The sequence below is a fragment of the Deinococcus piscis genome (genome assembly GCF_014653275.1).
Classification (GTDB): domain Bacteria; phylum Deinococcota; class Deinococci; order Deinococcales; family Deinococcaceae; genus Deinococcus; species Deinococcus piscis.
Genome location: NZ_BNAL01000009.1, coordinates 27,475 through 43,345, shown reverse-complemented (window position 1 = coordinate 43,345; position 15,871 = coordinate 27,475). Strand labels below are relative to the sequence as shown.

Genomic DNA, 15,871 nt, shown 5'->3' with positions numbered 1-15,871 from the left:
TTGCTGCGCGGCAGAGAACTGCGTTAGACGCCGAATTCCCGCTCCAGCCACTCGCGCCGTCCGCCCTCGGCTTCCAGGGCCGCTGTGGCTTCGGCCATGAACCGCTCGGCGGCGGCCTGGGCTTCGGCGGGGCTGACCCCATAGGTCGCCGGGTCATGCCGGATGCGGCGCAGCAGAGGAAAGACGGGCACGGCGGCGTGCGGCTGCCCCGCCACGTTTACGTCAGCTGCCCAGTTCAGCACCCAGTCCAGTGCGTAGAGCGCCGGGTCCAGGCTGCATGACCGTGGCACCGGCACTGCGGGCAAGCTGGGAAAGGTGATGCGGCCCGCGTCCTGAGCAGGGTCGGCGTTCATTCCAGCGCTTCCAGGGTAAAGCCGCGCTTCGCCTCTTTTAGCCGCCCGAAGGCCAGCTGTGGGTCGTGCGGTGGGCAGATCATGGCGTCTTCCTCAAACCACTGCGGCAGATACTTTTTGCGCATTTCCAGACAGGTCACTGGATACAGGTCGTAGCCCATCACGTAAGGATAAGGCGCGTGGGCGGCGGTGGCGATCAGGTCAGCGGGATACACCAGCATGTCGCCGCCGGAGCGCAGCACCACGCCCTGCTGGCCGAGGTTGTGGCCCGGCAGCGGCAGGACGCTCACGCCTGGCACAATCTCCGCTTCACCGTCCACCACGTCGAACATTCCCGCGTCGGCAATCGGCTCAAAGTAAGCCGCGATATAGCTGGCACGGCTGCGCTCGTGGGCGTGGCGGGCGTCATGCAGCTCCTGGCGCTGCACCACATAGCGGGCGTTCGGAAAGGTGGGCTCGCCCGCCGGGGTCACGTTGCGCCCCGCGTGGTCAAAGTGCAGGTGGGTGTTGATCACGATGTGGATGTCGTCGGGACTCAGACCCACCTCGCCCAGTCCCCGGAACACCGTCTCGTCACGGTCCAGCGCGTACATATGCTCGAACTTTTCGCCACCCTGGTCCCAGAATCCGCTCTCAATCAGGATGTTGCGCCCGTCCAGCTGAATCAGCAGCGGGTTGATTCGTAGGCTGATGCGGTTCAGCTCGTCGGCGGGGTTCAGGTCGTTCCACAGCACCTTGGGAATGGTGCCGAACATCGCGCCGCCATCCAGCCGAAAGCAGCCGTCGGTCAGGGTGGTCACCGTTGCGTCGCCCACCCGCTTCTGGGTTGTCCATGCCATAGGGAGAGTATGGCAAAAATCGTTCCCGCGAGCGAAGCGAGTCACGAAGTAGGGTGGCGGGCCGTCAAAAAAAAGCCCCTCCCGCCGGTGGGGAGGAGCAGGCAAATCGGCAGTCCCTCAGATTGTTTGCTCGGTGCGGGGACCTCCGTGCTCCTTGCCCAGCTCATCGGCGTCCAGTTCGACCTGGGCGCGGGGGTCGTTGTACATGGCCTCGTCCAGCACCCCTTCGCGCTTGGCCATGATGGCCGTGACAGCCGCGTCGCCGGTGATGTTCACAGCGGTGCGGGTCATGTCCAGCAGGCGGTCAATACCGATAATCATGGCAATGCCTTCTACCGGCACGCCCACCTGGGTCAGCACGGTGGCCAGCATGACCAGGCCCACGCCCGGCACGCCCGCTGTGCCCACCGAGGCCAGCACGGCCATGATGACCACGGTGCCCAGCTGCGCCAGCGTCAGGTCAATGCCGTACACCTGCGCGATAAAAATCACGGCCACGCCCTGCATGATGGCGGTGCCGTCCATGTTGATGGTGGCCCCCAGCGGAATGGTAAAGCTGGAAATCTGGTTGGGCACGCCCAGAGCTTCGCGGGCGGTGCGCAGGTTGACCGGGATAGTGGCGTTGGAGCTGGAGGTCGAAAAGGCAAACAGCATCGCCGGGCGCATCTTCTTGATAAAAGTGACGGGATTCAGCCCACTGAACAGCTTGAGCAGTAGCGGGTAGCTGATAAACAGGTGGATCAGCAGCACGACCAGCACGGTCATGAAGTACTTGAGCAGCGGCGCAAGGCTCTCAAAGCCCAGTTTGGCGACCACGCCCGCCATCAGCGCAAACACCCCGATAGGCGCAAACACCATCACGATGTTCACGATTTGCATCACCACATGGTTCCAGTCCTCGAAGGCTGCCTTGATGCGCTCGCCCGGCTTGCCCGACAGCATGATGGCCAGGCCCAGCAAAATGGCGAAGAAGATGATCTGGAGCATGTTGCCCTCGGCCAGCGCGGCTACCGGGTTGCTCGGAACGATGCCCACCAGCACCTCACTGACTGGCGGGGCCTCTGGAGCCTCGTAGCCACTGGGCAGCGCCATGTTGACGCCTACACCGGGGTTCACGATTTTGGCCCCGATCAGTGCCAGCACGATGGCAAACGCCGTGGTTGCCAGATAAAACAGCATGGTGCCCACGCCCAAGCGGCCCAGTTTGGCCGGGTCAGAGAGCGAAGTGGTGCCTACCACCAGCGACACGAACACCAGCGGCACCACCAGCAGCTTGAGCGCCGACATAAACAGGTTGCCGATGGTGCCGAACACCTGCGTATTGATGGTGGCCAGGACTGGCAAGCTGGGTGACAGGAAGTTGAACAGCAACCCCACGATCAGGCCGGCAATCAGCGCGGCCAGAATCTGGGTACTGAGGGACAGGTTTCTCCATGCAGTCATAAAAGTCTCCTTGGAACAAATGGTGGTGGAAATGGTAGAGATAAAGTCCTGGCTGCCGTGGGCCGGGGCTGTGTGTTCCAGGGACACTGGGCAGCGCCAGGCATGGTGGAGGCGCTGATCGGGGCCAGCGGTCACCTCCGAAGGCACGCCAAAAAGGCAGCGGCGCAGAGCTTTTCTATGGGTGGGCTTCCGTGTAGGTTCCGGTGCAGTGACATTTCCGTCAGGGATGCAAGGATATACAGAAAGTAGAGTTACTATGCGGGAATGTTTGCCCCGCTGTCAATTTGTTGTTCTCCCCGTGCAGCGGCCCTTTGGCCGCCTTAGACATCAAGCCCAGAATCGAAAAAGAGCCCCCGCGACCTTTGCTCAGGCGCGGGAGCTTCTCTTTGGAGCTGGGGTTTCTGGCTCAGGGCTGAGCGGGAGCTGGGGTCACCGCAGGGGGCGTGGGTGTGGGGGCCGCCTGGGGCAGCTCGGGCGTTTCCTCGCCGTCTGCCTGCTTTTCCTGCTGCTTCTTGGCTTCTTCGGCGGTCATCTGAAGGTCTTTGCTGACGCTGCCGGTACGCAGGTACTCCAGGGCGGCGCGCAGCTGCTGGTCGGCCTGGAGGTCCACCGTGGCCTGGCCCTGCACGGCGCTGCGCTCGCGGTGGGCGAACTCCCCGACATATTTGAAGACACCGTCGTCGGCGGCTTTGGCCTTGACTTCCTGGCCGTCCACCAGCAGGGTCAGCTCGGTGCCGGGCTTGACGCCACTGCCAGCGAAGTTCAGCGGCACCGGGAAGCGGGTGTCCTTGACCAGAATGTCGGGCAGGATGCCTTCTTTGTTGATGCGGCGGCCATTCGGAGTCACCCACTCGCTGTTGACAATCGCCACCCGGCCACCATCAGGAGTGTCGAAGGGCAGCTGAGCGACCCCCTTGCCGAAGGTCTTTTCACCGATGACGGTGGCCCGCTTCACGTCTTGCAGCGCTCCGCTCACCACTTCCGAGGCGCTGGCGCTGTTGCGGTTGACCAGTACGACCAGCTTGCCCTGATAGTCGCCCGCGCTGGCTTCGGCTTCACCGTACAGGCGGTTCTTGCCGTCTTTCTGGCGCAGCGAAACGATGGGGCCCTGCTGCATAAACTGGTCGGCCACGTCCACGCCCGCATTCAGCAAGCCGCCGCCGTTGTCGCGCATGTCCAGAATCAGCTGGGTGACGCCCCGCGCCTTCATTTCCTGCACCGCCGCTTGGAACTGCTCAGAGGCGCGCTTGTTGTAGAAGCTGGTCAGGGCAATGTAGCCCACGCCGCCGTCCAGTACAGCTGTTTCTACGCTGACGTTGGGCACTTCCTTGCGCTTCATGGTGACGGTGTATGGATTGCCGCCACGCGCAAAGGTAATGGTGACCGGCATACCCTGCTTGCCACGGACTAGCTTGACCACCTCGGTGGTGGTGGCGGCCCGCACATCCTTGCCGTCCACTTCCAGAAAGATGTCGCCCATCTGCACACCCGCGCCAAATGCTGCGCCGCCCTGGTACACAGTGCCTACCCGCACACCCTTGCCGCTGCGGTCACCCTCCAGTACCACGCCGATGCCGTAGAACTGGCCTTCGAGGTTGGCGGCATCAATTTCGTTGTCCTCGGGAGGCTCGTAGTAGGTGAATTCGTCGTCCAGTGCGCCCAGCGCCCCCTGAATCGCCCCGCGCATTACGGCGTCTTCGTCGACTTCGTACAGGTAGTTGCGCTCCAGCAGGTCCAGCACCTGCGTAAAGCTGCGGCCTGAGGCAGTGCGGAGCAGGTCGGCGGACGAGTAGCCCGTCATCTGGGCGTAGCCGACAGCCGCAGTGCCGGCCAGCGCACCCGAAAGAAGTAACACTTGATTTCTGTTCACCCGCCCAGTGTAAGCGCAGCGGGTTAGGAAGCGGTAAGCACAGTTGGGGGTATGGAGGAGCAGAAACGGGCGGAAAAGACCAGAAAGAAAGCCGTGACTCCTGGGCCGGTATGCTGCGGTCCGTGACAGGAACGGTTCCGCCCATGATTCACTTCGACCAGGTGTCGTTGCAGTACCCCTCGACCCGCACGCTGGCCCTGAGCCGGGTCACCACCGAGGTGGCGCGCGGCGAGTTCGTGTACCTGATCGGGCATTCGGGCGCTGGCAAAAGCAGCTTCATGAGCTTGCTGCTCAAGCGGGCTTTGCCCACCGAAGGCGAGGTGCGGGTGGCGGGCGAGCCACTGAACCGCTACCGGGGCGGGCGCGTGTCGGTGCTGCGGCGGCGCATGGGCATCATCTTTCAGGAAAATATGCTGCTCCCGCAGCTGACCGCGTACCAGAACGTGGCGTTCGCGCTGCGCGTGACCGAGGCCCCACGCGTCTCGTCGCTGGGCACCTGGAATGAGCGGGTGGGCACGGCGCTGCGTCTGGTGGGTCTGGAACACAAGCGTGCTGCCTTGCCGCGCCAGCTTTCGCAGGGTGAGCAGCAGCGGGTGGCGATTGCCCGCGCTGTGGTCGGGGCCCCGGCCCTGCTGCTGGCCGACGAACCCACCGGCAACCTGGACCCGGAGAACAGCCGCGATGTGCTGCGCGTGCTGGAGCGGGTGAATGAGAGCGGCACCACGGTGCTGGTCGCCACCCACGCCCGCGAGCTGGTGGAGTCGCGCCGCCACCGCACCCTGACCCTGCGCCGGGGCGAGCTCGTCCGCGACGACGCCGAGGGAGGCTACGAACTGTGAGCCTGCTGCACGCCCTGAGTGAGCACCTGCAATCGGCCCTGGCGTCTATGCGGGCCAACCTCACAGCGGTGCTGTCGACCCTGACCACCATTACCCTCACCCTGTTGGTGCTGGGCGCTGTGCTGTTGGCCGGGCAAAACCTGAACCGCACCCTGGCGGGTTTGGAGCGGCAGGTGGAAGTGGCGGCTTTTCTGGAACCGGGAGCGGACGGCCCCGCGCTGCTCAAGCATGCTGAGGGCATGGCTGGTGTGGCGCAGGCTGAGCTGCTCAGCCCCGAGCAGGTGCTGGCCGAAATGACCCGCGACTATCCCTACACTGCCGAGGCTGCGCAGCTGGCGGGCAACCCTTTTCCAGCCACCTTGCGCCTGCGGGTGACCAGTGTGGACCAGACCCGCGTGGTGGCTGCCGCCGCTGGGATGCTCAGGGGCGTGGAATCGGTGGAGTTCGGGGCCGGGTACGTGGACCAGGCGCTGGGGACCCTGCGGACCCTGCGGGCAGCGGGCGGCCTGCTGATTGGCCTGCTGCTGGGCGGCACGCTGTTTAGCATTCTGAATGCGGTGCAGGTCAGCATGTATGCGCGCCGGGGCGAGATCAATGTGATGCGGCTGCTGGGGGCGCGGCGCTCCTTTGTGCAGGGGCCGCACCTGATTGAAGGGCTGCTGCTGGGGCTGGGCGGTGCAGCGCTGGCGGGCATTATTTTGCTGCCGGTGGCGGGGCTGCTGAGTGCCCGCGCCGCCGAGCTGGTGCCTGCGTTGCCGCTGCTGCAAGGCACCGGCCCCCTGCTGACCTTGTGGCTGCAACTGGCCGCCCTGGGTGCGGGCGTGGGGTTGCTGGGCGGTTGGCTGGCGTCGGGCCGCTACCTGCGGGAGCTGGAATGAAGCCCTTGCCCGCCGGGCGCTGGTTGCCTGTGCTGGCCTTGCTGACTGCGCCGCTGTGGGCCCTGGCGCAGCAGGGGACGCCAGTTCCCGACCCTTTGCAGCAACAGTTGGAACAGCAGCAGGAGGTGGGTGAGCGCCAGCGTGCCCTGCTGGCCGAAATTCGCGGGTCACTCGCTTCGCTGAGCAGTGAGGAGCAGGCCACACTGAACCAGCTGGACCGGCTGAATGCCGAGATTGACCAGCTGCGTGGCCAGTCTGGGCTGCTGGACTTCAAGCTGCGGCAGACCGAGACCCGCTTGGGGGTGACCGAGCGCGACATCCTGGCGTTGCAGGCGCGGGTGGGGCAGCTGCGGAGCGGTATCACACTCCACCTGGATGCGCTCTACCGTGAGCGCACCGGCGAATATCTGGCCCTGCTGGCCCAGGCCCAGACCTTGCCTGAGCTGCTGCTGCGGCTGCGCTGGGCCAACTACGCGGGCGAGCGGCAAGTGGCCCTGATCCGCGAGCTGGACCGCGACGCCGAGCGGCTGGAGAGCGAATTGGCCGCCCAGGAAAAGACCCGCGCCGAACTGAAGACCCTGCAGGCGCAGCGGCAACAGGCCCTGGCAGAGCTGGCTGCCCGGCAGGCTGAGTCTCAGACCTTGCTGGCGGGCCTTCGCCGCACGGCGGCTGGTCAGCGCCTGCTGGAGTTGCAGGGCCGCGCTGAGCTGGCCCAAACAGGGCAGAATATTGACACCCTGCTGGACGCCGCCGCGCAGCAGCAAGCGCAGCTGGCAGCCCAGCGTCAGCGCGACCTGGAAGCCCAGCGGCAACGCGAAGCCGAGACCGCTGCGCGGCTGCGGGCGGCGCAGGACGCCGGAGCGGGTTCGGGTGGACAGGCCACGCCAGGGCCAGCCTCCCAAAGCCTAGCCTCTCAATCTGCTGCGCCCCAATCTTCTGGGCCCCAAGCTTCTGCGTCCCAAAGCCCGGCACCTCAGCCTCCCGCGTCTCAACCTCCTGCGCCTCAGGCGGCTGCGCCCCGGTCTGCTGCGCCCGCGTCCCCGGCCTCGCCCCGTCCTGCACCGGGCCGCACCCCTGCTGCACCGACATCCGCTCCGGCGGCCAGCAGCGACGTGCGGATTGTGCCGCAGGCTCCTGTCCCGCTGCAGGAACCTGCGCCTACGCCGCAGCAGCTGGCTGAAGCCCGTACCCAGGCCGAAGCGCGGGTGCAGCTGACCGAAGCGCAGCTGGCCCCCCTGCGTGGACGGCTGGACGCTTTGACCTTCCCCGTAGAGGGTGGACGGGTCAGCGAAGCCTATACGCCAGACAGCCCCTGGGCGGTGATTCGCGGCGGGTCCGGTCAGGTTGCCAGCGCCTCCGGCGAAGGCGTGGTCTTGGCGGTCACCTCCTTCAGCTCGCTGGGCTGGGTGGTGTTGCTGGACCACGGCGGAGGGCTGGTCACGGCGTATCTGGGCCTGGACGAACCCGCAGTGCAGGTGGGAGAACGGCTAAAAGCGGGCGCAGCGCTCGGCAAGCTCGGTGGCAGCCCGGTCTTTGGGCCAGATGCCATGGCTTTTCAAGTGAGCCGGGTAGAGGGCGGAGAACGCACGCCATTGCCGCCCCCCTTTTGAGGGCACTGGGTTTGAAGGCACTGGGTTTGAGGACGCTCCGGGTTCAGGCTTCGCGGCGGGTCAGGGTGTCCATCAAGGCCAGGAGTTCGCTGGCGGCGCTCTGGTCTGGAGCCTGCACCAGTGCCCCGCGTAGCAGCGTCAGCCCCCGCGCCGCCTCGGCACCGGCAAACTGCTGAGCGTATTCGATAGAGTCGCTCTCCAGAAGCCAGCCGAGCAGGTCCGAGATGATGGCCGGGTCCTTGTCCGTCCGTGACTGGCGCATCTGGTCCAAGAAGATGTGGCGGCGGGTTTCGTGGGCGTGCTGGAGCCAGTGCAGTACTACCAGCGTGCGCTTGCCTTCCAGCAGGTCGCCGCCGATTTCCTTGCCGTATTTGGCCGGGTCGCCGGTCAGGTTCAGCACATCGTCCCGAATCTGAAAAGCCGCGCCCAGTGCCAGGCCCGCCGGTTCAAAGTCGGGGTGCGGCGGTTGCCCAGCCGCCAGCGCTCCCAGCCGCAGCGGGGTCACGATGGTATAAAAGCCGGTCTTGAGCCGCACCATGTCCAGATAATCGTCTGGGGTCAGGTGCCATTCGCCGTGCTCCACCCAGCTCACGTCCAGATGCTGGCCCTCAGCGGTGCGGTGAATCATGCTCAGGAACTCCCTGAAGCCCCCTTCTAGCCCTGCCCGCTGCACCGCCGCCCACATATAGGCGTGCAGGGCGTCGCCAGTGTTGAGCGCGAGCGACACACCATGCAGCTTGTGTAGTGCAGGTGCGCCGCGCCGCTCGTCCGAATCGTCCACGATGTCATCGTGAATCAGCACCCAGTTCTGAAACAGCTCCAGCGCCGCCGCCAGCCACAGTGCCCGCTCCCACCCGGGGCTGCCCTCTGCCAGCCCATGTGCCCGCGCCGAGAGCAGCAGCAGCTCCGAGCGCAGGCCCTTGCCGCCGCGCTCAGGGTAGTCGCGCAGCATGTCATAAAAGGCGCGCAGTTCGGGACGAGACGCCGCAGCAGGGTCGGGTAGCAGCGATAGGGCCATCTGTTGGAGGTGGGGGCGCATTGAGGGTCAGTGTAGGGCAGAAGGAAGAAAGCAGAAGGCAGGGAGCCGCTGGCCTGCCACCTGCCTTTAGCTTTTAGCCCCCCGCCCGTGCCAGCCGCGCCAGTACCCGCTCGCGCCCCAGCACTTCCAGCAGTTCGGCCAGGTCCGGACTCTGCATGGTGCCCGCCACAGCGGCGCGGACTGGGGGCATCACCTTGCCCAGCTTCAGCTCGTGGGCTTCGGCGTACTCGTGCAAGGCGTGCTTGATACTGTCGGCGGTCCAGTCGTTCACGCCTTCCAGGGCCGCACGCAGGTCAGGGAGCAGGTCGGCGGCCTGCGCCAGAGCTTTGGCGGCTTTCTCATCGGTGGCGTAGTCGTCGGTCCAGAAATATCCGGTCATCTCGCTGAAGTCTCCCAGCGTCTCCAGGCGCGGAATCATCAAGCGGACCACAGCGGCAAAGTAGGCCTCGTCGTCTGTGGGCAGTCCTGCGCCGAACTCGCTCAGGTAGGCCTTTACGCGCTCTACGACTTCGTCTGCACTCAGGACTTCGCGCAGGTACTTGCCGTTCAGCCACTTCAGCTTGGTCACGTCAAAGGTCGAGCCGCCCAGGCTGACGCGGTCCCAGCTGAACTCGCGCACCATGTCGTCCACGCTGAATACTTCCTCGCCATTCGGCATGCTCCAGCCCATCATGCCCAGGTAGTTCAGCAGCGCTCCCGGCAAAATCCCCATGCGGCGGAAGTCCTCCACACTGGGGTCGCCCCGGCGCTTGGAATATTTCTTGCCGCCACTTGAGAGCAGCCAGGGCGTGTGGATCCATTCCGGCTCCTGCCAGCCCAGCCCTTCCAGAATCAGCTTGTGGATGGGGGTTGAGGTCAGCCACTCCTCGGCGCGAATCACGTGGGTCACGCCCATCAGGTGGTCATCCACCATCGCCGCCAGGTGGTAGGTGGGAAAGCCGTCGCGCTTGAGCAGCACTTTGTCGTCCAGCTGGGCATTGTCGAACACCACTTCGCCGCGCAGGCGGTCACGCACCACGGTTTGGCCTTCCAGCGGAGCTTTGAGGCGAATCACGAACTCCTCGCCAGCGGCGGCGCGGCGGTCCGATTCCTCGCGGGTCAGGGCCCGGTCACGCCGGTCATAGCCCAGATACGAGTCTTTGCGCTCTTCGGCAGCCCGGCGGCGTTCTTCCAGTTCCTCCGGGGTGTCAAAGGCGCGGTAGGCAGCGCCCGACTCCAGCAGCTGCATGGCGTAGCCCCGGTGCAGCTCGGCCCGCTGTGACTGGGTGTAGGGCCCGCGCTCGTCCTCGCGGCGGGGGCTGGCGTCGGGCTCGATGCCCAGCCAGTCGAGCATGTCCAGAATGCGCCCCTCGCTGGCCGCGTTGTAGCGGTTGCGGTCCGTGTCCTCGATCCGGACAATGAACCGGCCACCCTGCTGGCGGGCAAACACCGAGTTGAACAGCGCCTGATAGGCGGTGCCCACATGGGGGTCGCCGGTGGGACTGGGAGCGATACGGGTGACGGCAGCTTGGTCAGACATCGGGAGACAGCATAGCGTGGACCTTTTGCCCTGGCGGGTCTCCGCCGGGATACAAGCCTACGCTGGCAGCTGGTCGGGTTGCTGTAGCCCCAACCGGGCCAGACTTTGGGGGCGCAGCGGCATGGCCTCGGCAGGTGTTGTTTGAGCTGCTGCGGCAGCATGGGTGAAGGATGGGCCAGTTTGCCTACGCCGAATTGCCGTAAGCTCGGCAGCATGGTGTCCTATCCACCCTTCAAGCCCTGTCCCTGTGGTTCTGGCCGCAGCTTTGCTGTCTGCTGCGGCCCCCGCCTGAGCGGTGAGTGCCCCGCCGAAACCCCAGAGGCGCTGATGCGTTCGCGCTACACGGCGTTCGTGCTGCAAGACGCTGCTTATCTGCGGGCGACCTGGCACCCGTCCACCCGCCCGGCAACGCTGGACCTGGGCGGCACCCGCTGGCTGGGCCTGACCATTCACAGTGCGGCAGCAGACCGCGTCCGCTTCAGCGCCCGCTTCCAGGAAGATGGACGCAAGCACACCATGCATGAAGACAGCCGCTTCGTGCAGGATGACTCAGGCCGCTGGCTCTATCTGGACGGCATGCATCAGGAGTGATGGTTGGTGGAAGAAGGACGCCGCTGCCATCAACCACACCGCTATCAACCATCAGCGCTTCTTTTTCCCCTTGACCGGCCTACTTTCGGCCACCGCGTCCAGTGGATGGTCCGCTGGACCCGCCGGACGGGACGGCTGCCGCTGGGCATCTATGCTGAAGCGGCCAGCTCCCGCCAGCGCCAGGGTCAGCGTGCCCGCTATCAAGAGCAGCCAGTTCTGAATGATCGGGTTCAGCAGCCGGTCCAGCAGTTCACGGCTCAGGCCCTGTGTCAGCATCTTTTCGCCCTGTGTCAGCACCAGAACGCTCAGCACGGCCAGGGTGCTCATGGTGGCGACGGGGCGCACAGCCAGTCCCAGCATCAGCAGTGGGCCGCCGACCAGTTCCAGCAGCGACAGCAGCGGCGCGAACAGCAGCGGGAAGGGGAGCCCCAGCCCGCGCCACTCGGCGGCGGTGCCCTCAATGCCCACCACGAACAGATGCTGGTAGCCGCGCAGGGTGAGCAGAGCGCCCAGCAGCAGCCGCAGCATCAGCAGCGCTGTATCGGTGCGGCGTGACGAGACAGCGCTCACCGCCAGCGCCCTTTGCCCCGGTGCCCTACCCGGTTGCCCGCCACTGCCGTGCGGGCGCGAATCTGTTCGTCGTCGTAGCGCAGCATGACCGCCAGGCGCTGACGCGAGATGATGTGGTGCGGGTTCTTGGGCACGAACGCCGTCACGATATCTAGCCAACCGTCTGCGTGGTGCTCCACCACCACATGCAGCGGCAGCCGTACCCGGCAGGCTTCAAAATAACCACACACCAGCCAGCGGCGCTCCTCGGGGTACACGGCGCGCACCCGTCCACGCATCAGTACGTCGGTAATGTCGTGTTCCAAAAAGCCTTCGGCGCGGGCGTGCCCGACAGCGTGGGGCTTCACCTCAAAGCGCGAGAACAGGACGGCGTCGCGCAGCCGCTCGTGGGCGCGGGCCAGCGAGTGGGCGTTCAGGTCAATGCCTTCAAGTTCGCGTTCCCGCTGGGGCTTCACGGCTTTGGGCCGGTCCTTGGCGGCGGCCTGGGCCTGAGCCTCACGCTTTTCCCGCCGCTCTTTCTTCTCGGCACGGGCCAGCTCACTGCGCAGCGACTGCAGCAGCTCAAGCGGCATGGTCGTTGATGGACTGGTCACGGCTCACCTCCGGGTCACTCGCCCGCTGAGTACCCCCAAAACAAAAAAAACTCCCGCCAGCACTCGTGCGTGCTTGGTGGGATATGTCTCAGGCGCACCCAGTTCAGGGCATAGAGGCAGTGTACCAGCCGCCCGGAAACGGGAGTTAAGAAGCGGCGCACATTTCCGGGCTGTGCGCCGCCGCTGTCTCACCTCTGGCTGCGGTATTCCTCGGTGGCCAATTGGATGCACACGGCCACGCCTTCCATCGCCTCGCGGACCTCTTCCAGCGGGGGGCGGGTCGGGGCCAGGCGGATATTGCGGCCATCGTCTTGGCCCTTGGGGAAGGTGCTGCCCGCAGGCGTCAGGCTAATGCCCGCTTGCCCGGCCAGCTCAATCACGCGGGCGGCGACTGGCTCGGCGGTGTCCAGACTGATAAAGTACCCGCCTTTGGGCTTGGTCCAAGTGGCGTACTCGCCCTGGGTGCCCAGCTCGCGGCTCAGGATTTCATCTACTGCTGCAAACTTGGGGGCAATCAGGCGGGCGTGCTCGGCCATCAGGCCTTCTAAGCCGCCGGAGTAAGTCTCCAGAAACCGCACATGCCGGGCTTGCTCGAACTTGTTGGGGCCGATGCTCTGGGCATTCAGGTGCTCACCTAGCCAAGCGATGTTGTCCTCACTGCTGCCCACAAAGCCCAGGCCCGCGCCCGCAAAGGTGATTTTGGAGGTCGAGGCATACACGAAGGCGCGGTTCGGGTGCCCGGCGTCGCGGCACAGAGCGACCAGATTCACCGGCTCGTCGCGGTCCTCCGCGTACAGGTGGTGCGCCCGGTAAGCGTCGTCCGCAAAAATGGTGAAGTCGGGGGCCGCCGCCTTCAGCCCGGCCAGCCGCGCCGCCTTTTCGGGGCTTATGGACTCTCCGGTGGGGTTGGAATAGGTCGGCACAAAGACGATGCCGCGCACGCTGGGGTCCTGCGCCAGCCGCTCTACGGCGTCCATGTCAGGGCCGTCCGGCTGCATCAGCACCGTCAGCAGCTCGAAGCCCAGATGCTCCAGTAGGCTGAAGTGCCGGTCATAGCCGGGCACCGTCACGATCATCTTGTTCGGCTGCCCGGCCCAGGGCTGGCCGCCGGGGAGGCCGTGCAGCAGCGCGAACATCAACACCAGGCCCTGCAGTTCCAGGCTGGAGTTGTTCCACACGATCACGTTTTCGTCCTTGAGGTCCAGATAATTGGCCGCCAGCGCCCGCGCCGAAGGCAGGCCCCGGATACCGCCGGGGTAGTTGCGCAGGTCGGTGCCGTCCATCTGAAAGTCATGCTCGTTCAGGGCACCGATCAGGCGGTTGGACAGCCCGAAGTCCTGATCACTGGGCTGCCCGCGCTGCATGTTCAGGCGCAGCCCTTTTTGCTGCAAAGCGGCGTAGGCGTCCTGGGCACTGGTCTGGGCACTCGTCATGCTTGCCAGTGTACTTCCAAGCGTTCCCTAACTGCCCAGCGTTCCCAACTGCCCAGCGTGCCCAGAGGTGCCGTGCCTTTTGCGGGAGTGCTGGGGCCTGGGCACTGCTCACCCGTCACGTTAGACTGTGCTTCATGAGTAAAGTCATCATCATCGGAGCCGGTGGGGTCGCCAACGTCACCGCCAAGAAGTGCGCCCAGAACGACGAAGTCTTCAGCGAAGTCCTGATCGCCACCCGCACGGTCAGCAAGGCCGACAAGATCGTGGCCGAAATCCACGAGCATTTCCCCGACTCCAAGACCAAATTCAGCACTGCCACTGTGGACGCCGACAACGTGCCCGCGCTGGTGGAACTGATTCAGGGCTTCGGCCCCGAAATGGTCATCAACCTCGCGCTGCCCTACCAGGACCTGACCATCATGGACGCCTGCCTGGAAACCGGCGTGCATTACCTGGACACCGCCAACTACGAGCCGAAGGACGTGGCGAAGTTCGAGTACTCGTGGCAGTGGGCCTACCAGGACAAGTTCAGGGAAAAGGGCCTCATGGCGCTGCTGGGCTGCGGCTTCGACCCCGGCGCGACCCAGGCGATGACCGCCTACCACGCCAAGCACCACTTTTCCGAAATGCAGTACCTCGACATCGTGGACTGCAACAACGGCAACCACGGCAAGGCGTTCGCCACCAACTTCAACCCCGAAATCAACATCCGCGAAATCACCGCCAACGGGCGCTACTTCGAGAATGGTGAGTGGGTCGAAACCCAGCCGCTGGAAATCAGCCAGGACATCTACTACCCCAACGTGGCGACCCGCAAGAGCTACGTGCTGTACCACGAAGAACTGGAATCCATCGTCAAGCACTTCCCGACCATCAAGCGTGCCCGCTTCTGGATGACCTTTGGGGAGGCGTACATCAAGCACCTGAACGTGCTCGAAGGCATTGGCATGACCTCCATTGAGCCGATTGACTTCCGTGGTCAGCAAATCGCCCCGATTGAGTTTCTGAAGGCCGTGCTGCCTGCGCCCGAATCGCTCGCGGCAGGCTACACGGGCCAGACCTGCATCGGCGTCCAGGTCAAGGGCACCGGCAAAGACGGCCAGCCCAAGGTTCACTTCGTCTACAACGTCAAGGACCACGCCGAGTGCTACCGCGAGGTGCAGGCGCAGGGCGTGAGCTACACCACCGGCGTGCCCGCCATGATTGGCGCGATGCTGATGCTGCGGGGTGACTGGATGCAGCCCGGCGTCTGGAACGTGGAACAGCTCGACCCCGACCCCTTCTTTGACGCGATGAACCAGTGGGGCCTGCCGCTGAGCGAACTGAGCGGCGTGGAGCTGGTGAAGGACTGAGGACGGCATTCGCCGCGTCCAAGGGTCTAAGGAAGACAGGAGGCCGGGAGCTATAGCCCCGGCCCTTTTCGTGGTGTCCTGCGTGCTGCGCTCTGGCGGTGCAGTGCCTCTGGACGCCACAGCAACTCTGAATGCTAGCGGCTGAACGGCTCCGGGCTGATGGGATGAAAGCCCCGCGTCTGCAAGCGGGTCTGCGAGTTGGCCGGGTCGGCCCGGTACTCGGCCAGTTCTCCAAGGCCCTGCTTGGCGTGGAGGCCAGCGGTCACCAGGACCAGGGCGGTTAGCAGCCAGCTCCCCCAGCGGAAGACGGCAGGTTGCCGGCGTGCCTGCCTGGCGGGCACCGCCTCGCCACGCGCAAAAGCCCACAGCCGGGGCCACTCAGCAGCGGCCAGGATCAGTGCGGCCAGCAGCAGGTGCCCGCTGAACAGCTTGACGGGCACGTCATACAGCAGGTTCAGGGCAACAATGTTGGTGAGGGTGACGCTGGAGAGCAGTGCGCCCAGCGTAACTGTGCGCCGGTGCAGCAGCAGCGCGGGCAGCACTTCCGCCAGTCCGGCCAGCCACTGATAGCCCGGACTGGCCGCCATGAAGCGCCACAGTAGGCCCATGGGGCTGGACTCGCCGTAGGTGGTGTCCAGCTGCTCGGCATGCAGCAGTCCGAACTGCCCAAAGTTGAACTTGATCAGGCCATAGCTGAGCAGCCACGCTGCCAGAAAAAAGCGCAGGAATCCACTCAGTGCGGGAACTTGCCAGGCAGGCAGGCGCTTTTGCAGGGCGGTCCAGAGGGTGCCCCCGGCCAGCGCTGCCAGGAACAGCAGACCGAAAAACATCCAGTCAAGCGCCGTGTCACCGCTTCCGGTGGGCCTCAGCGGGGGCCAGGACTGTCCGAGCGCAGCTTCATAGAGCCTGCCCACAGCGCTGTGCAGCTATTGCCGGGCGTCC

General features: G+C 65.2%; 15 protein-coding genes. 5 read left to right on the top strand and 10 right to left on the bottom strand.

The genetic code is table 11. The features are described 5' to 3' along the window. Nucleotides 1-23 precede the first annotated feature (23 nt). From IE158_RS05235 to IE158_RS05220, 4 genes are all read right to left on the bottom strand, one after another. Entirely contained in the window at nt 24-353 is a 330-nt protein-coding gene (locus tag IE158_RS05235; protein ID WP_189642613.1) for a hypothetical protein, read from the bottom strand. After that, entirely contained in the window at nt 350-1,192 is an 843-nt protein-coding gene (locus IE158_RS05230) for an MBL fold metallo-hydrolase (protein ID WP_189642612.1), read from the bottom strand. Before IE158_RS05230 ends, IE158_RS05235 begins: the two co-directional genes overlap by 4 nt. Before the next feature lie 117 nt (nt 1,193-1,309). Further along, nucleotides 1,310-2,635 (bottom strand): dicarboxylate/amino acid:cation symporter, encoded by a 1,326-nt coding sequence (locus IE158_RS05225; RefSeq protein WP_189642611.1) that lies wholly within the window; start codon nt 2,633-2,635, stop codon nt 1,310-1,312. Between the two features lie 406 nt (nt 2,636-3,041). After that, nucleotides 3,042-4,505 carry a S41 family peptidase gene (locus tag IE158_RS05220; protein WP_189642610.1) on the bottom strand — a complete coding sequence of 488 codons (1,464 nt, stop codon included), beginning with the start codon at nt 4,503-4,505 and terminating at the stop codon, nt 3,042-3,044. A 143-nt stretch (nt 4,506-4,648) separates the two neighbouring features. Here IE158_RS05220 and ftsE point away from each other — a divergent pair, with 143 nt between their 5' ends. From ftsE to IE158_RS05205, 3 genes are read left to right on the top strand one after another with little or no spacing between them, the layout of a single operon-like run. After that, nucleotides 4,649-5,344: a cell division ATP-binding protein FtsE gene (gene ftsE, locus IE158_RS05215; RefSeq protein WP_189642647.1), complete on the top strand. Its 696-nt coding sequence runs from the start codon at nt 4,649-4,651 to the stop codon at nt 5,342-5,344. Continuing rightward, nucleotides 5,341-6,222, top strand: a complete 882-nt coding sequence (locus tag IE158_RS05210; protein WP_229838908.1) for a cell division protein FtsX — start codon at nt 5,341-5,343, stop codon at nt 6,220-6,222. The genes ftsE and IE158_RS05210 overlap by 4 nt, the downstream gene beginning before the upstream one ends. Continuing rightward, nucleotides 6,219-7,832 carry a murein hydrolase activator EnvC family protein gene (locus tag IE158_RS05205; RefSeq protein ID WP_189642609.1) on the top strand — a complete coding sequence of 538 codons (1,614 nt, stop codon included), beginning with the start codon at nt 6,219-6,221 and terminating at the stop codon, nt 7,830-7,832. Before IE158_RS05210 ends, IE158_RS05205 begins: the two co-directional genes overlap by 4 nt. Nucleotides 7,833-7,875: 43 nt before the next feature. Here IE158_RS05205 and IE158_RS05200 read toward each other — a convergent pair whose 3' ends face one another. Together IE158_RS05200 and gltX are read right to left on the bottom strand one after the other, a co-directional pair. Beyond that, complete coding sequence (locus IE158_RS05200) at nt 7,876-8,871, bottom strand: polyprenyl synthetase family protein (protein ID WP_189642608.1); 996 nt, start codon at nt 8,869-8,871, stop codon at nt 7,876-7,878. A 73-nt stretch (nt 8,872-8,944) separates the two neighbouring features. Further along, complete coding sequence (gene gltX, locus IE158_RS05195; RefSeq protein WP_189642607.1) at nt 8,945-10,390, bottom strand: glutamate--tRNA ligase; 1,446 nt, start codon at nt 10,388-10,390, stop codon at nt 8,945-8,947. Nucleotides 10,391-10,603: 213 nt separating this feature from the next. On the opposite strand from gltX, the gene IE158_RS05190 reads away from it, so the two are divergent. After that, nucleotides 10,604-10,981 carry a YchJ family protein gene (locus IE158_RS05190; protein WP_189642606.1) on the top strand — a complete coding sequence of 126 codons (378 nt, stop codon included), beginning with the start codon at nt 10,604-10,606 and terminating at the stop codon, nt 10,979-10,981. 51 nt (nt 10,982-11,032) lie between these two features. Here IE158_RS05190 and IE158_RS05185 read toward each other — a convergent pair whose 3' ends face one another. From IE158_RS05185 to IE158_RS05175, 3 genes are all read right to left on the bottom strand, one after another. Next, nucleotides 11,033-11,551, bottom strand: coding sequence for a DoxX family protein (locus IE158_RS05185; protein WP_189642605.1), 519 nt, complete (start codon nt 11,549-11,551; stop codon nt 11,033-11,035). After that, the gene (locus tag IE158_RS05180; protein ID WP_189642604.1) at nt 11,548-12,144 is read right to left on the bottom strand and encodes a DUF4258 domain-containing protein; all 597 of its coding nucleotides are present in this window, start codon (nt 12,142-12,144) and stop codon (nt 11,548-11,550) included. Before IE158_RS05180 ends, IE158_RS05185 begins: the two co-directional genes overlap by 4 nt. 188 nt (nt 12,145-12,332) lie before the next feature. Next, nucleotides 12,333-13,577: an aspartate aminotransferase type Ic gene (locus tag IE158_RS05175; RefSeq protein WP_189642603.1), complete on the bottom strand. Its 1,245-nt coding sequence runs from the start codon at nt 13,575-13,577 to the stop codon at nt 12,333-12,335. Nucleotides 13,578-13,711: 134 nt separating this feature from the next. On the opposite strand from IE158_RS05175, the gene IE158_RS05170 reads away from it, so the two are divergent. Next, nucleotides 13,712-14,929 carry a saccharopine dehydrogenase family protein gene (locus IE158_RS05170; protein WP_189642602.1) on the top strand — a complete coding sequence of 406 codons (1,218 nt, stop codon included), beginning with the start codon at nt 13,712-13,714 and terminating at the stop codon, nt 14,927-14,929. Nucleotides 14,930-15,063: 134 nt separating this feature from the next. Here IE158_RS05170 and IE158_RS05165 read toward each other — a convergent pair whose 3' ends face one another. Beyond that, nucleotides 15,064-15,759, bottom strand: coding sequence for a hypothetical protein (locus tag IE158_RS05165; protein ID WP_189642601.1), 696 nt, complete (start codon nt 15,757-15,759; stop codon nt 15,064-15,066). Nucleotides 15,760-15,871 lie beyond the last annotated feature (112 nt).

Coding starts and splice junctions, on each gene's coding strand:
- IE158_RS05165 (WP_189642601.1), bottom strand. CDS start 15,759: ATGTTTTTCGGTCTGCTGTTCCTGGCAGCGCTGGCCGGGGGCACCCTC.
- IE158_RS05235 (WP_189642613.1), bottom strand. CDS start 353: ATGAACGCCGACCCTGCTCAGGACGCGGGCCGCATCACCTTTCCCAGC.
- ftsE (WP_189642647.1), top strand. CDS start 4,649: ATGATTCACTTCGACCAGGTGTCGTTGCAGTACCCCTCGACCCGCACG.
- gltX (WP_189642607.1), bottom strand. CDS start 10,390: ATGTCTGACCAAGCTGCCGTCACCCGTATCGCTCCCAGTCCCACCGGC.
- IE158_RS05190 (WP_189642606.1), top strand. CDS start 10,604: ATGGTGTCCTATCCACCCTTCAAGCCCTGTCCCTGTGGTTCTGGCCGC.
- IE158_RS05230 (WP_189642612.1), bottom strand. CDS start 1,192: ATGGCATGGACAACCCAGAAGCGGGTGGGCGACGCAACGGTGACCACC.
- IE158_RS05170 (WP_189642602.1), top strand. CDS start 13,712: ATGAGTAAAGTCATCATCATCGGAGCCGGTGGGGTCGCCAACGTCACC.
- IE158_RS05175 (WP_189642603.1), bottom strand. CDS start 13,577: ATGACGAGTGCCCAGACCAGTGCCCAGGACGCCTACGCCGCTTTGCAG.
- IE158_RS05200 (WP_189642608.1), bottom strand. CDS start 8,871: ATGCGCCCCCACCTCCAACAGATGGCCCTATCGCTGCTACCCGACCCT.
- IE158_RS05225 (WP_189642611.1), bottom strand. CDS start 2,635: ATGACTGCATGGAGAAACCTGTCCCTCAGTACCCAGATTCTGGCCGCG.
- IE158_RS05205 (WP_189642609.1), top strand. CDS start 6,219: ATGAAGCCCTTGCCCGCCGGGCGCTGGTTGCCTGTGCTGGCCTTGCTG.